Origin of the sequence: Methylobacterium sp. E-065, assembly GCF_022829605.1 — a bacterium.
Classification (GTDB): domain Bacteria; phylum Pseudomonadota; class Alphaproteobacteria; order Rhizobiales; family Beijerinckiaceae; genus Methylobacterium.
On record NZ_JAKSYD010000128.1, the window covers coordinates 1 to 15295 of the forward strand.

The window sequence follows — 15295 nt, forward strand, 5'->3', positions numbered from 1 at the left end:
GGACGGCAGCGGTCGCTGGCAATCGCAGCCAACCGTGCCGCGTCGGTCGCATCGAGGAGCACGCATACCGTCTGAGCCATCGCCCAGACTCGCACGTCTCATCCTACGCGTGAATCCTCCGTCCGCGTCACTGCACTAGCTGCGGAATGATCCTCACTGCCAGGCGGGGCTTTCAAGATAGCGTCGCCAAGGAAGTGCCTTGACCACCAAACCGAGCTACCATTTCCAAGGCGAAGAACGGTCCGACCGTCGCCTAGCTTCGGCGTTTAACGCCGCCGTTTGGTTAGGAGACAGGTGATATGCAGGCTGGCCGGACCAACGAAGAGATACTCGCCATTCTGGCTCAAGCATGGAGCTTCAGGCCACATTTGCGACTGTGTCAGCTTATTCACAATGCGATCAGAGACGATTTATCAAAGCTAAGCCTCTACGATTACGAAGATGATGACCTTGCTGAACGCCTTATAGCTTACTGCGGTCTGGATGTGATGGTCTCGGAACCTGCGAGCCGCAACGAGCTAACGGGTGAGTAGTCTGTGTGGGCTGAAATGGCCAAGGCGGTTTCAGATCACCCGACACCGACGAGGCGAAGCCATGCTTCGTGCAAAGCGGCATTTGGTGAAGTATGCTTCGTCCGAAAATCCAGTGAAGCTTGAACGGGGTGTATGAGAACCGAGCTAGGCCGGATTGTCGGGCTGAGGGTGAAGAGAGCCCGTGAGTCTTCAGGGCTCACTCAGAGCCAATTGGCGGAGCGCATTGATCGAACGAAGGAAGCTGTCAGCAACATCGAACGGGGAGTAAGCCTACCCGGTCTCGACACCCTTCAGGCGATTTGCGACGTGACGGGGATCCCGCTTACCGCTGTCGTCGAAACGATCGAAGGCGATAAGGTCACGCTGGACCGACGGGCTCAGTTGAACGCGCTCTTTAGACGACTGTCGGAGTCGGACCAACGCTTGCTTGTGGTGATCGCCCAAGCGATGCTTGAACGGACGTGAGGCGCCTAAGATAGCTTTGCCCTGTTTAGCAGTGTATCGACGCTAGTGCACAGACGCTGACGAACGCACCACGTGCTTGCCTGCTAAAATATTGATTCAGCTTGTAAAATAGCCTTGCCGTGTGTACGTTTTGTCGGCGTCATTGCACTAGAGCCGACGTCTGCCTCCGTCAGAGTAGTGCTCTGGCCATCAGGTTGCGTAGCCTGAGTTTGAAACGCTCGCCGATGCGAGCGACCACAGGGGTATCGGCCGTCAGGCTGGCCGCACATAGCAGACCGCCTTCCCACCGCTGTCTGGTAGGGCCAGCGTAGCGGTGTGCGGAAGGGATGAAGGTCCCATTTTCTTCCATTGAAGTCCAACGGTCCCAAAACGCGACCCCAGCAGGTCGGAAGGCAAACCCTTACCCCGTCCGAGTCGATCTCACGAAGAGCCTTCCGGAAGTGCGGGAAGGCGATGGTTCGAGTACGGGCAAGGTAGGGAGCAACATAGGCACCCGGCATACAAGCCACGCGCTGACTTTGACGATCGGCAAACGACGTTAGTGGTCGAGTCGACCAATCCCCGCAGGAATGCCGCTTAAATAAAGTAGGGCTGGCGGCGAGCGAGGAACCCGTCCAGATTAGAGACAGTCACTACTCACTACCAAAAGGGAGGAGGAGTTGTTGCGAGTGATGTCTGCGAGACCGCAAATCGCATATCGCATTTGTTTTTATTCAATGAAGAAAAATAATATATAAATAATAAAGGACCTAGTAATGAACCCCTCCTCCTACTGCAGTTCGCAGCCCACCAATTAAGATGGACTGCGATATGCGATTTCGGACCGAGTGAGAAATTCAAATATCAGATAGACTTCAGAATTCTTCCTCCGCCCAAGCTGGCGCTATGACATTCTGAGGGAAGCCGTTCGTGTTCGTCCTTCAGCGCAGTTCGGTCAGCCATCAGCCAACGGTCAGGATTTCGCACCGCCCAGACACGCTCTCTCGAGCCGTCCCTCAAGCAGAGATCGATTGCTATGCCGTTCTCACCGAGGTTCACCTGACGACACTTGAGTTCCGCGAGAATTTTTCCTACCTTATGACCATTGATATGGGTCCGTGTCGGACCCATCGTCTCATTGAGGTATTGAGCGATTTCCTTGGCAGTCATGATATCCTTGTGAAATGGATATTTCCCCTCTTGAATTAAATCTGCGATTATCGACTGCAGAGGAGTTCGAGTCTGCTGCATACATCTTGTTTTAGCTTCCGTTTGAGGCGGAGAAGTTTTGGGACCAAACGCACTGAGATCTTGGTCCATGAGATACTGAGCGAATGACGCGATAAGGGCGTCACTCTGAAAAAGTTCTCGCCTAAGCGTTTCGAAGAAAGCGGCGCGTGCTGTTCTTTCGGCTTCGTCTATCGGTTCTCGACACGTATCGAAAATCGCGAACCTACGATCATCTTTCGGGACGTGTATCGGGTTTTCATGATTAGAGGTCATGAATATCGCGTCAGGAGTTCTGCCCTCGAAGAAAGTGACGCCTTTATCTTCTACGTTGTAGGTCGATCCCGTGATAAGTTCTTTCATATCCTCGTATGTCTCAAGCCGTTCGCCTTGTTGAGCTTCTTCAATCAAAAGAGCCTGAACGTTGACAAGCTTACTCTTCCACTTGCTTCCGAGTTGCCCTCCTTGAATCAAGCTGACGTTCTGATGTCCAAGCAGTTTCGAGACCAACTCTAGAAGGGTGCTTTTGCCGGTGCCTTGAGGACCTACCAACGTTATGACATGCGTTATCTTGACGCCGGGACGCCGCAGCATGTGGGCAAGGTAAAGAACTACATGATTTCTGGAGATGGGATCGGGAAGCAGCATTTGTAAAAAGCGTAAGATTAGGCCGGCATCGCCAGCCCTTGGCGTTATAGACCTATCGGACCATGTATTGACGGATAGATTGCCATTCTCGCACTCGAGGATTAGATCGCAACGCCCTGGTTTATACGCCTCGTAATCGACTATTGGCATCGTCGATGAACCGGTGAGAATCTCATGAGGTCGTGGTCCGGCGTTCTTACGCACCCGGTTGCTAAACTGACTGATTTTGAATTGTTCGCCACTTTTCAAATCGAGGTATTTCTCGCTTTTCGTTATGAAAACAGTGTTTGTTTGAATGACAATCAATTCTAATGGCTGCTCAGCCAAAGTCATTGGGCTATTGATTGACGCTCGAAATGGACACCGGACGCAGCCCGCCCATCCAAGCTGACCCGCTATACGGTCGCAAAGTGCAGGTCCGGTGTCTTGGAGGGCATGAGCAATCTTTCCGTCGATTTCTTTTGCATTATATCTGTGATGTTCACTAGAGAATGCATGCACCCACTTTGGGCCATTCACTGTTCGAGCAATAATGCTTATCATTGGATACCATTCAGGTTCTGTAAGCTGGCCGGCATCGGCTAAGCAGTGCCGAAGCCATGAGCATCCAGCCAAGATACATCCGACGTATTGCTTGTCCCGATCGCCGACCTTTTTTCTGTCACGCGCTTCGGCAAGCGCGAGGTCGAAAATGCTCTCTTCATTCTGCGCCGGCCCAGGCACGAGTGCTTTCGAGGTGTCAGGCTTCACCCTTTCGGACACCCATTTTTCCATGGCAGCACGATCGACCCGAGGTCCGGTTGATATCAACCGAACAGGCTTAGCGGGCTGAGTTTTGTGGTTGAATGTCCCAGGTGCCTTGCAGAGACGCGACAGGTCCGCGGTAGGATCAAGCCGGTATCCGATGGCTTCGAAACTAATACGAACCGCTGATTGGAACGCGTTTGAGAACGTTGCTTCAGCATTACGCTTCAGATCGCCTTCGAGCATTTCTGGATCGGTATATAACCAATGGAGATGACAGCCACCTCCGGTGTGAACAACCATGGTTGGAGCTGGAGCCCCTTCTTTTTTCATAAGATGTAGAGCTTCGTCTACATCTTTTGGGAGCTTCTCTGGATTTGCAGGATTGTCCTCGGATCCGTGGGGACCTTCACGTGTGTCTATGTCCACGAAGAGTCCGCTTACAAACTCGACATTAGAGGCGCTTCCTCGGGTCCCTTTTGGTGGGACCTCACGCTGAAGACCGCGCGCGAGGAAAACGTCTCCGTCTTGCGAGAGGTGTCGAATTCTCTCTACAGCTGTGTCGACAGCACTGATTGGAAAAGATTCTGTCTGCGAGTTAAGTTTTGACCAGATTACGATGAACCCCCTGGTCGCAGGCTGAAACAGTTGGTTGAAAAAGAAAGTCGTATCAAACGCTTCCGCGATTTCATGTCGTTTTGCTTTCATTTGTTCCTCTTAAAACTGAAAATCTGAACAATTGCATATATTTTCCGTAGCGTTAGTTACAGCTATCGGATAGTGGCTCAGAAAACTGGACACATTCTCCCTTTACATATATAACCTCACTTAAAATCGTTTTGCGGTCGATATTGAGTTTTATCTAATTGTTACGTCCGGCTTATCCAAGATATATCCGAATTTCTTCGACCAAGCCGTTACATTCATTCAATATTCGCTCGTGAATACATTGGCGTCGGAATTCGCCGCGAAATAGAGGGCTAACCCCTTACGATTGGTGCTGCAGTTGTCCATTTATTCGGGACGCAGATTTCGAATAGGGTGGCTAGCCCAGCCTGATGCAACATTGCAGAATTCGCATCGTGGCCACCTGTACCTACGCCTTAGCGGAGGTTCGCCATTCCTGTCAGACAAATAATCGAATGGACGAAGTGGAAGCTTGATCGATCGCAGCCGGGAGGACTGTGCCGGTCTTTAAACAAAGCCGGACTGAACGCTTCAACTGCAGCGGAGTGATAAAGCTCTTGTTAGTCACCATTCGGCGAAGGCGTCCCGGAACCCTATTTTTTAGCTGGCTCCGGGACGGCTTTTTATAGTCTTGTAACTTTAAATAGAAATTGCGCGTGCGTATTACAGCCGCGGCTGTATGAGTTGGTCCCACGTGTCTTCTGGGTCGAATTCTGATTTTTCGTAGGAAGACAAGGATAGATCTTTCTCCCTACGTTGTAAACGATCGAGCTTGTCAGATAATTCCTCCTCGATCTCTGCCCTTTTCTCCTCTGCCTCTTTGTATGTACCGCCGTGATGAAGCGTGCGCTCATAAGTAACAAACGCATATCTAACATGGAATGTGTTGGTCTTGTTGGGATCTGCTACGATTTGTAAGTCAAACCTAAATTCTTTCATTGGTCTATTTCCCTCTTTCGGCGCTGTAAATCAGAATTAGCCAGCGGGAATGCATTTGCCGCTGGCTTTCTTTGACGCTCGTTCGGGTTCTTCACGAACTGAGCCGACAGCCTTCGCTTGCATCCGGCGAGAGGCCGGCCCTGCGTTTCGGCTCCATTATTCTACAGGGGCTCGGCTCTTGGCCCGAAGATTTAGCGGGCAACATAATATTGACGCCTGTAAACCCAGTCGATCAAATCACATTTCCGTGATAGAGCGGCATTAGCTGTCCGAATATTGTAGTAATTGTTAGAATAACATGTCGTTTATAGCGGATTGTCGGCAAATAGATTGAATTTGTAGCATGATAGACCTTCAAAAAGATCTCATTGGTCCGTTGGCTTCTTATGGAAACCCAGGCTTTGGGGGTTTCTCCAGATTTTTGAATGAAGAAGCGCATTTGGCGGATCTGCAGGATCCGAGCGAAGTGACTCAAATCGGAGCTTTTGCTGAAATGTGCGAAAATCTGGCATGCTCTTCGGTTGCCCGGTCCCATACCGCCATTGCAAGGTGTGGGCTGCTGTGGGTCCGCCGTATCGGGTTCACCCGCCTTTTAGAACGCGAGGGCTCCACGTGGCACAGGGGTGCGACAGCCGGTTTGCCATTCCGTCTCGGAGTTCGATCCAGCCTTGACACGCCTTTGGGCGAGTCAGGATCCCAGAGGAAGGCTCAAAACGCCCTGTGTCGTCGAGCCTACTTCAGGCCCCCTATCACCGGCTGCACGACCTACGACCGGACCAAGCCTGACCGGCAAGGCTGGACGTCATCAAGACACCCATACCGGTGCAGAGAACCAAGTCGCCGCGAGAATACCGGTCGGAAGAAGCAACGGCTGAGCAATTCGCTCCGGTGCGGTGAGATTCAAGGCGGCCCGACCGTGTCTGCCGCAAACGCCCTCCGAGATCCCAACGGCCTAGGCTGACCGACCGTGCTGTCCCTGGCGGTTTGCCGTTCCATTTCGGAGTTTAGCACGGCACCAAGCAGGACGATCACGACCGAGAGCCAGATCCAGGTCATGAAGCCGATGCCGGCTCCTAGCGACCCATAGATCCGGTTGTATGAGTCAAAGGTCGCCACATAAAGCGAAAACACCGTCGAAGTGCCAACCCAACCGAGGGCGGCGACGGTACTGCCCCAACTGACCCATCTCCATTTGGCGGTCCGACGGCTCGGCCCGTGTCGATACACCAGCGACAAACCCAGGCTCACGATGACGAGCAGGGCGGGCCAACGCAGGACCCGCAACAGCGTGTCGGTCCCTTTTCCGAAGCCTAGCTGGTTCAGGAGATACGGTAGGCCAACGACCGTGGCGATGGCCGCGACCGTTACGATGGCTCCGCTCAGGGTGAAAAGGAAGGTCGTCAGGTAGACCCGCACAAGGTCTCGCTTCTCACGCTCTCTGTAGATCACGTTCAGGGCATCGAAGAGTGCAGCCACGCCCGAGTTCGCACTCCAGAAGGCGATCAAAAAGCTTAGCAGTGACGCCGTGCCGAGTTTCCCCGCACCCTGTTCAGCAACGTGCTGAAGCTGAGCCGCTATCAGATCGAGAACGCCGTCGGGTAGGACGCCCTTGAGCACGCTTAGGTGCTGACCGATGACTGCCGGATCCGCGAACAAGCTGTAGAGCGACACGATCGTCGCGATGCCGGGGAAGGTCGACAGAAGGGCGAAAAAAGCTACGCCCCCAGCCGTCGAGAGAACGCGGTCACGAGGAACGGACCAGAAAACACGCGTAAGAATGTCCCGCCATCCAGCGGGAGGTATTTCGGTGGGCGCTGCTGCAGATCGGCCATGGCCAAGCTCAAGAGCCCGTTCTTGTGCGACCCTAATTGTTTCGTCGTCGGGAGCACGCGTGCTCACCGAACGCCAATCCTGACCCTCAGCCTCTTCTTGGACCATGAGGCAGCTCACATCGGGAACGCGGGCTTTCCGGCCGAGCCTAATGCCCTTGTGTTCAGTGAGCCAGTAGCTCGATCGCGCTGTGGCTTCCCTATGCATAGCCTGCGGGATGTGTCGCCCAACCCCGACAGTCGCAGGCGCCAGAGTATGGGACCATGGACCACCGTCTCATATGACGCGGCGACGACATCGCTGCGGCCTGTGTGCCGCACAAGGGTATACCGTTAAGTGACGACTGCCTGTTACGTCCGGCGACCGTATCAAAAGGGTTGACCCCAGATTTTTGATACGCCATCGAATCAAGGTCTAGATTCTTTTGTGACAGGTTCGGTCGCGATGGCGCTGTATGGCTACGCTCGGGTTTCAGGGACCGAGCAGGACCTCAGCATCCAGTTAAAGGCTCTGAAGGCCGCAGGCTGTGACATCGTCCGATCCGAGAAACGATCGGGGACCACGGTTCACGGGCGCCCTGAGCTTCAGAACCTGCTTGAGTTCGTCCGCGAGGGTGACACCATCGTGGTGACCCGCATCGATCGGCTGGCTCGGTCCGTAGGGGACCTCCAAGACATCGTCCGGGACCTCAAGGGGAAAGGGGCGTTCCTTAAAGCCACAGAACAGCCGATCGATACAGAGACGGCCGCCGGTAAGGCGTTCCTCTCCATGCTGGGAGTTTTCGCTGAGTTCGAGACAAACCTTCGCAGTGAGCGACAGCTTGAGGGTATCGCCAAAGCCAAGGCGGCCGGCGTTTACGTTGGAAAGGGGCGCCCGGTCTCCATTCCTGCTGAGAAGATTGTGAACCTGAAGGCGCAGGGTCTTGGTCCTTCAGCGATCGCGAAGGCGCTAGGAGTCAGCCGAATGAGCGTTCATCGTGTTCTCAAGTCCAGAGAGGAGGTCGGCGCTTCGGATAGCGCGGAGAGGGCCGAGTTGCGATGCGGTGCTTAGGGTAGCGCACCTTGCCGAACAACACGCTTATGCTGGGCGGCACTAAGATCGAACTCATCGTCGGGCACGACTCCGCGGTGAAGGCTCAAGTCCTGACCGATCGCCGATGGATCTACGAATAAGCGATAGAGCGGCACGATCGTGGCGATGCCTTGGCAAGGTCGACAGCAGGGCAAGGAAGGACACACCACCGGCAGTCGAGAGAACGCGGGCGGTCATGCCGAGCCTAGTGCCTGAGGGTTGAATGAGCCCGCAGCCTGATCGCGCTGTGACTTCCTTATGCTTCACTCAAGACAGGCGTGGTTAAGCTGCCACAACCGAGGCAGGGAGAACGGGTGGATCTAGGGATTCATTTCCGGGGCGCCGGTGACGACATCCTTGAACTCGCTGCTTCAAAGAAGAGCACATATTGCCGATTCATTTATCACGGGGGTGTTTCTCCAGCCATACCCTTACGCCTCGCACCGACTTGGATTAGAGTATCGGGCAATTCGCAGCGTACAGTTGAGTACTGCAATCATCGATTGGAATATATGGTAACGTCAATGCAAATAGAAGTAAAGATAATTAGCTTGAAGAACTCGTTCGAAAAGCGCGCATTTCTTTCTAATAATATCAAATTCTCATCCTCGATGCCGTGGAGTTTCTTCGACGCCAATACGGGCTCAGATGAGAAATCGCAATTAGTTTCCGACCACGAATCACAGCGAAGACAGTTCGGCAGATGCCTTACCAAGGGTGAAATTGGATGCTTCAGAAGTCATTATAATTTACTCAGCCAATTTCTCTCGTCTGGATCGACTGATTGGCTGTTGGTTCTCGAAGATGATGTATGGATCGACAGCGATTTTGACTTCCAAGAGTTAATTGACTTGCTAGAAAAGCGGTCGATAGATTATATCAGGTTGTTTGCAAAAATGTTTAAGCCCGCGGATATTGTCGATAATCTCAGTGGATTCAGACAGATTATACGATTTAGAACAGACCCTTATGGCACACAAGCTTACCTCATTAATAAACGCGGCTGCGACGCGTTTCTAAAAGATATACAAAGAATATCAATCCCTATCGATGACGAACTTGGGAGATTTTGGCGGCACAAGCTTGATCCCTACTGCGTATTTCCGTTCCCTGTCGTCGAAAGGAACACCCAATCATCCCTCGAAAAGCTGAGGAACGATGTTCTGGTATCACGGGATAATTCAAGTTTTGTGCGGATACGCACGCGTATCTCAGACAACTTGAGAAAGAGAGCCAGCAATGTCGGCTATAGGTATAAAAAAGCCTTAAGCCTCTTTTGAAACTTGTTTCAAATCGTATAGGACGTCTCACGCTTTGTCAAGCAATAACACAGCAACTAAAACCGCCAAAGCTGCAATCTTATTGATAGCTGGGCGGCTTGGCACCCGTCTCGTTGACTTGGCAACTTTTGTCATCCTAGCTCGCGTCCTAGGCCCGACCGAGTTTGGTGTTGTGGCTCTCGCCATGATACCAATTTTTATAGTGGAAATGATAACGGATCTGCCGATATCAAATAGTCTTATTCGAACTCATACATTCGAAAGGGGCGCGCTCGATACCGCATTCACGTTAAGCCTTATTAGAGGCATCGGCATTGCTGCGATGCTTCTATTGATAGCTAAGCCGTTTGCAGAATTCAGTAATGATATACGCGTTGCTCCCCTCGTTGCAGCGTTAGGTGTCGGCTCTATATTGCGCTGCTTAAGCAGTCCCGCAGCTATAAAATTTGTTCGCGAACTCGACTTTCGTCGCGAAATCGCGATGGATCTTCTGGGAAAAATTGCAAGCTTTAGTAGCTCTGTGGCATTTGCTGTGACTACACAAAGTTACTGGGCTATTGCAGTCGGAACTTTGACCGGTCCCGTTGTGACCACTGCACTTTCTTACTATGTAGCTCCATATCGACCGCGCCTTAGTTTGCGACACTGGTCAATATTTTCAAATTTGGCAGGATGGCATAGTCTGGGACAACTGGTTAGTGCGATATCATGGCAGGCCGATCGGATTATCCTCAGTCGCTATATTTCCCTCGCTGATTTTGGCCGATACTCGGTCGCGGAAAATCTTGCTAGTATGATATACAGTATTGTGGCAATCCCTCTAGCGCGCGCTTGGTTGCCGAGTTTTTCATCTGTCCAACACGATACTGCCCGTCTGAGTCAAGCTTATAGGAAGGCATCTTCTGCATCCGCTACAATCGTCGTGCCGGCGTATATCGGCTTGTCTATAATGTCGGACCCTGCGATCAGAATAATATTGGGAAATAAATGGACGGAAGCTGCGCCCATTCTCTCTGGAATCGCGGCCGGCGCAATTTTCAGCGTTTTGTCCGGTCCGGTTTCATCATTGGCCCTGACGTTAAATAGAGCGCGATTCGCTACTATACTCGTTGCTGCAGATCTAGTAATTAAACTCCCTGCACTTTTTTTCGCAGCACTATGGTTTGGGGTAACAGGAGTGCTGTTTGCTCGCGCCGGCGCAGGATTGATATCTTTAGTGACTGGCATGATAATCGTTCACTCACTGACGAGTCTAGAATTTCAAAAGCAATTTGCAGCAATTATTCGCCCGTATCTTTCGGGCGCGGTGATGTATGCCTCTTTATTATCAATGAGCCACTGGCTAAGTGGAATACCTGTCGGATTCAACTTAGCCGCGGCATCAATTGTCACAATACTAATTGGCATTGTTATTTATACAGTTGCGCTATTGGCTCTATGGTTTGTAATGGGGCGGCCGGACGGTCCTGAATTGATGTTGACTGGACGCTTGCGTCGAGCGACCAAGAGCAAAGGGCTAGTTGGAGCGGGCGAAGCTGTCGACCAAGCAGAGCCAATGGATGAAATTATTCAGCTTATCACAGCTTTATCGAAAGAAATTCTTCAATCAGACATCGCGAAAGATGAGCCCTTCTCCGACCGAAGCAATGTTCTCCTAAGCGCAGCCCAATTGCTTCATGATTACAATGTGCCTTGGCCACCGGTTGTGTGTGAAGCCGTCATTAAGACGGTAGAACGCGTGGGCGCAATCGGCGATCCAGAGCTTGAGTCCCCGCTCCACCGCCACGCGTTACTGTCTCTTGAGAATCGATCGAATGGATGAACAGGCTCGCCGCGCCGAGCACTGGGGCAAACGCTAAGGGAGGAACTGACCATCAGAAATTGTCTGTTCCCCGGCTACTGAAAGGTGCAAGTCGATAGCAGTGAGTTGAAACGCTTTTGTTTTTAGGTTGCGCACTTGCCAAATCTATCGGGTTAACCAATCAGTCAGACCTAACTACTTCTGCTCGCCAAGTTGGCTTAGTTATTACTATCTCGAATTTATTATAGGCGCTCCGGTCGGCCGTAATTGCGTTGATTGAGCGCCAAACGACGAAGCCATCATCGGCATCCGAATGGTGGCTAATTTCCTCGGCATCGCAGGGAACCTGCTCAGCATACCAGCGTCCGAACTGTGTCGATTGTTCTAACAGGTCTCCGTTGACAGGATTTTCAAATATTACAAAAATATCCCGACCGTCCTTAGCTAGTTTTTCTAACTTATTTAAAATTGACGTAAGCGTCGCTCGGCCGAACGAATGATACATAAAAATCACCAGGTTGTCGCCATGAAGCTCGACCGCAATCGCGTCACCTTGTTTGACGCTGATCCGGGCTCTTTCAGGGAAAGAATCGGCGATCCTCTGAGCATTCTCGACTGCAATGGTGCAAAGTTCTTCAGATAGCTCGATGCCAATAAGCTCACGAAAAGCGAATTCCGATGCGGTCGCTAATGCGCGACCCATACCGCAGCCGTAGTCATAAAAGACGAATTCGCTCGTATCGGGGAGCGATTGAAGTGCCTTTCTTAGACAACTCGGCTGGCAACCAGCATAATGATTGTTTTCGCGCGTTGCAATTTTAACTATATTGGATCCCGGGTCATTGAGAAAATTTGGAATGAACCCACTAGTTCGAATGTTGTAATACGCATCAATTGGATGGACATGGTGTTGACCTAGTTTTAGGGCGCGCCGCAGCAGATATCGACGCCCATAGGTGTTCCGAGTAAGGATTATTGTTGCAGTTTTTTTAGCAAGCTTTATAATACGCACGAGCACACCCCTGCTCCCGCAACAATGTTTAGGCCACACAGGACCGCAAAACTAGCTAAGTATTTACTCTTTAGAAGCACTTTGTGCTTTCGAGTCAATTGAGATACTTTGCCGTTTGGGTGGAGAAATCCGTAAATACCGCGAACTATTTTCCCCTTCAAACCGCCGGGCGTTGCGAGGTATTCACCACATAATTGTGGCTCACAAACTCTACTCCAAATAGGCGTAGTGCCAGCCAAGAAAATCACTTCTTCCATTCCGTTTGCGATTTCATGTTCCAAAAAGAAATGTCGCATAGCCATCGAAATCGAAGCGTTATTCCCATCCTCGTGATTAAGTTGCCATTCGACAACACACGTCTTGCCTTGCCTCCAGCCTGAAAGGTAGCTCACCCAATCGCCGCTTTTGTCGATCAGTCCCATTGAAAATGAACCCGGTTGATCTGCAATCGCTCTCTGTCTTTGTAAGGCTGATTTCAGTTTGACAGATCGGACTGACACCGCCTGCAGCTGTTCTACAGCCGAAATAGCTTGAGTCGAACTGAGAGAAGGTTGAAACACGCATCCAATGTCAATTTCAGCGCGCTTTTTGTAGTATCGGAAGTTTTTCCGCATTTTCTGACTAAAGCGAGAAAGCAGTCCATCCATTCCTCCCGTCAAAGGAAGGCGGCTTCTTGTTTCGTGAAATTGCCAGTTCCTGGCAAAGCTGTTGCGATCACCTTCGTCCAGCGACACAGGGCGTTCATTATTTTGCGAAATGCAGGTCACGATAACTGTATGTGCGAACTTACTTTTGATGAGTGCCTCTGTGCCATATTCGATAATATTCGAATAAGCTTCTGTTTTGCCGACAACGCCTCCCCGACCGCAAAGATATCCTGCTCTGAAAGTTCCTATCGGCACACCGCCGAATTTGGTCCCGTGAAGAAGCAGTGCTCCGAAAGGATTCCGATCTCGATGCAGCAAGACCACTACAGGAAGGGTGTTCCATCGGTCTGAAAGTGATAAAAACCAATTCAGTGACGTAATCATATCACGATCTTGATCGCAGGATCGGGGTATTCCGTCTATCAAGCTCGCTATAGAACTTATTTCTTTCTTACCAAAAAAAATGGTGCTTTGGAAATGACCGCAAATAACTGTTGAGATCATGAAGCGAGCCTCTTGGACACCCGCTCTTCCGAGGGTCCCCGCACACGTGGATAGTCAGTATCATAGCTCGCCGGTTTCCATTTTAACAGTGGAAGGATGCGGGGCTTACCTGCGCTCATTACGCAGAGTTCGGTGTCTAGTGTTCGATAGGTTCGACGCCGGTTAACCTAATGATCGGGTGGGCTTCCTTTTGCCGGCAGGGGACGTCCTGGCCCTTTTCCTCTTGAGCAGATTCTGAACGTGAAGGTTCAGGGTCTTGGTGCCTCAGCTATTGCTAAGACACTGGGGATCAGCCGGATGGGCGTCTATCGCGCTTTCAAGTCATAGGATTTCCTCTAAGGGAGCTTCATGACTACAGATTCGGGCTTCAGGTGGGTGTATCGCATGAGCATGCGGGTGTCCCGGTGACCGCTGATGAGTGCGACTTCTGGGATGCTTAATCCCATCTCGAAAAAGCGGGATACCGCTTCGTGCCTTAGATCGTGGAAGCGAAGATTTCGCAGACCTGCTCTTTTTCGCAGCCTCTCCCAAGCGAGCCGAACCGCATTACCGGTTACAGGAAAAACGCGACTGTCCGTTTGAGGAAGACTCTTTAGTGCCGCGACGGCCTTGGAGGTAAGCGGCACTGTCCGAGGGTGGCCGTTTTTCGTATTCAGTAGGTGCGCGACGCGCTTCTCTAAGCTGACATCAGCCCACAGCAGCGATAGCAACTCGCTCCTCCGCATCCCGGTCTCGATCGCCAGTTCGATCAATGGACGCAGATACCAAGCGTTAGCCGATCCGATGGCGGTTCGAAGCTTCTCGCCGTCGCCGTCTTCGAGGCGCTTGTCGCGGGCTTTGGATGGTCCAGGCAGGGCGATGCCCTGCACAGGATTGAGCCGCATCGGCGTTCCCCACTCTCGCCGAGAGACCTCGAGACAGTGCCGCAAGAGGGCCAGTTCTCGTCTGACGGTGCCGGTTTGCACCTCTCTGAGGCGGTCGTCGCGAAAACCGCATATGGCAGAGGGTGACAGCTTGGACAGGGGCAGATTCGAGATGGCGTGAGCCCGAATCACCCGAAGCTTGTAGCGTTCCTGGCTTGCGCCCCGCTTCTTGGCCGTGATCTCCGTTTCGTAGCGGGTGATCAGGTCCGCCAGCCTAACGCTCTGCAATTCTCGGGGGTTGGCCGGGAGTTCGGCCCGATCGATCGATCGTTCCAACTCACGAGCCCACAGGATCGCCTCGGCCTTGGTCGAAAAGCTTCTCGATATCGGCGGAGCATCCTGACGGCGGATCTGTGCCTGCCAGGTGGAGCCTCGCTTGCGGATCGTCGCCATCTCTCGTCCCCGTCATCCGGTGTGACACCAGTGTGACAGGTCGATCAAAGCGGTTATCGAGTTAAGGTCAAAAACGACCCTAAGTCCTTCACCAAGCTAGAGAAAAGCCTGGTGGAGCTGAGCGGGATCGAACCGCTGACCTCCGCAGTGCGATTGCGGCGCTCTCCCATCTGAGCTACAGCCCCGTCGAGGCGCCGGCCTTGTAGGCGCGGGCGGCTCAGCCTGTCAATTCCCTGTTTCAACGTCGCCCGCCGCGCGCCGCTCCGGCGCCGGGATGCGGGCGCCCCGAGGATAGCACGCGAACCCGCATGAACGCCCTGATCTGGCTCTTCGACACGGTCGTCCAGCTCTTCATCTACGTCCTCATCGCCAGCGCGGTCCTGAGCTGGCTCGTGGCGTTCAACGTGGTGAACGTGCGCAATCCGATCGTCGCGCAGATCGGAGATGTGCTCTACCGGATCACCGAGCCGGTGCTGCGGCCGATCCGCAACCTGCTGCCCAATCTCGGCGGCGTCGACATCTCGCCGATCATCCTGATCCTGCTGCTGCTGTTCATCAGCCGCCTGCTGCACGAGTATGCCGTGCCCGCAACCTACGTTTACGCGCAGTAGG

10 protein-coding genes and 1 tRNA gene are annotated in these 15295 nt (G+C 52.4%); 5 read left to right on the forward strand and 6 right to left on the reverse strand.

Annotated features, from left to right (window positions below):
• Positions 1–665 precede the first annotated feature (665 nt).
• Positions 666–998, forward strand: coding sequence for a helix-turn-helix domain-containing protein (locus tag MKK84_RS17465; protein ID WP_279599584.1), 333 nt, complete (start codon positions 666–668; stop codon positions 996–998).
• An 843-nt stretch (positions 999–1841) separates the two neighbouring features.
• On the opposite strand, the gene MKK84_RS17470 is transcribed toward MKK84_RS17465, so the two are convergent.
• On the reverse strand, positions 1842–4304 hold the full coding sequence (locus MKK84_RS17470; RefSeq protein ID WP_243921872.1) for a primase-helicase family protein: 2463 nt from the start codon (positions 4302–4304) through the stop codon (positions 1842–1844).
• Between the two features lie 1818 nt (positions 4305–6122).
• Positions 6123–7160 (reverse strand): YihY/virulence factor BrkB family protein, encoded by a 1038-nt coding sequence (locus tag MKK84_RS17475; RefSeq protein ID WP_243921873.1) that lies wholly within the window; start codon positions 7158–7160, stop codon positions 6123–6125.
• Between the two features lie 336 nt (positions 7161–7496).
• On the opposite strand from MKK84_RS17475, the gene MKK84_RS17480 reads away from it, so the two are divergent.
• From MKK84_RS17480 to MKK84_RS17490, 3 genes are all read left to right on the forward strand, one after another.
• Positions 7497–8102: a recombinase family protein gene (locus MKK84_RS17480; protein ID WP_243921876.1), complete on the forward strand. Its 606-nt coding sequence runs from the start codon at positions 7497–7499 to the stop codon at positions 8100–8102.
• Between the two features lie 335 nt (positions 8103–8437).
• Positions 8438–9403 carry a glycosyltransferase family 25 protein gene (locus tag MKK84_RS17485; RefSeq protein WP_243921878.1) on the forward strand — a complete coding sequence of 322 codons (966 nt, stop codon included), beginning with the start codon at positions 8438–8440 and terminating at the stop codon, positions 9401–9403.
• A gap of 34 nt (positions 9404–9437) precedes the next feature.
• Entirely contained in the window at positions 9438–11225 is a 1788-nt protein-coding gene (locus MKK84_RS17490; protein WP_243921880.1) for a lipopolysaccharide biosynthesis protein, read from the forward strand.
• Positions 11226–11385: 160 nt separating this feature from the next.
• Here MKK84_RS17490 and MKK84_RS17495 read toward each other — a convergent pair whose 3' ends face one another.
• The 4 genes from MKK84_RS17495 to MKK84_RS17510 form a co-directional block, all read right to left on the reverse strand.
• Positions 11386–12222: a class I SAM-dependent methyltransferase gene (locus MKK84_RS17495; RefSeq protein WP_243921882.1), complete on the reverse strand. Its 837-nt coding sequence runs from the start codon at positions 12220–12222 to the stop codon at positions 11386–11388.
• Positions 12204–13367 carry a hypothetical protein gene (locus MKK84_RS17500; RefSeq protein WP_243921884.1) on the reverse strand — a complete coding sequence of 388 codons (1164 nt, stop codon included), beginning with the start codon at positions 13365–13367 and terminating at the stop codon, positions 12204–12206. Before MKK84_RS17500 ends, MKK84_RS17495 begins: the two co-directional genes overlap by 19 nt.
• A gap of 335 nt (positions 13368–13702) precedes the next feature.
• Positions 13703–14683, reverse strand: a complete 981-nt coding sequence (locus tag MKK84_RS17505; protein WP_243921886.1) for a site-specific integrase — start codon at positions 14681–14683, stop codon at positions 13703–13705.
• Positions 14684–14792: 109 nt separating this feature from the next.
• A tRNA-Ala gene (locus tag MKK84_RS17510) sits at positions 14793–14868 on the reverse strand.
• Between the two features lie 123 nt (positions 14869–14991).
• On the opposite strand from MKK84_RS17510, the gene MKK84_RS17515 reads away from it, so the two are divergent.
• Positions 14992–15294 carry a YggT family protein gene (locus MKK84_RS17515; protein WP_243921888.1) on the forward strand — a complete coding sequence of 101 codons (303 nt, stop codon included), beginning with the start codon at positions 14992–14994 and terminating at the stop codon, positions 15292–15294.
• Position 15295: the final 1 nt, after the last annotated feature.

Bases quoted from the DNA above. Each gene is read 5' to 3' on its own strand.
- MKK84_RS17465 (WP_279599584.1), top strand. From the start codon at position 666: ATGAGAACCGAGCTAGGCCGGATTGTCGGGCTGAGGGTGAAGAGAGCC.
- MKK84_RS17505 (WP_243921886.1), bottom strand. From the start codon at position 14,683: ATGGCGACGATCCGCAAGCGAGGCTCCACCTGGCAGGCACAGATCCGC.
- MKK84_RS17500 (WP_243921884.1), bottom strand. From the start codon at position 13,367: ATGATCTCAACAGTTATTTGCGGTCATTTCCAAAGCACCATTTTTTTT.
- MKK84_RS17480 (WP_243921876.1), top strand. From the start codon at position 7,497: ATGGCGCTGTATGGCTACGCTCGGGTTTCAGGGACCGAGCAGGACCTC.
- MKK84_RS17470 (WP_243921872.1), bottom strand. From the start codon at position 4,304: ATGAAAGCAAAACGACATGAAATCGCGGAAGCGTTTGATACGACTTTC.
- MKK84_RS17475 (WP_243921873.1), bottom strand. From the start codon at position 7,160: ATGGTCCAAGAAGAGGCTGAGGGTCAGGATTGGCGTTCGGTGAGCACG.
- MKK84_RS17515 (WP_243921888.1), top strand. From the start codon at position 14,992: ATGAACGCCCTGATCTGGCTCTTCGACACGGTCGTCCAGCTCTTCATC.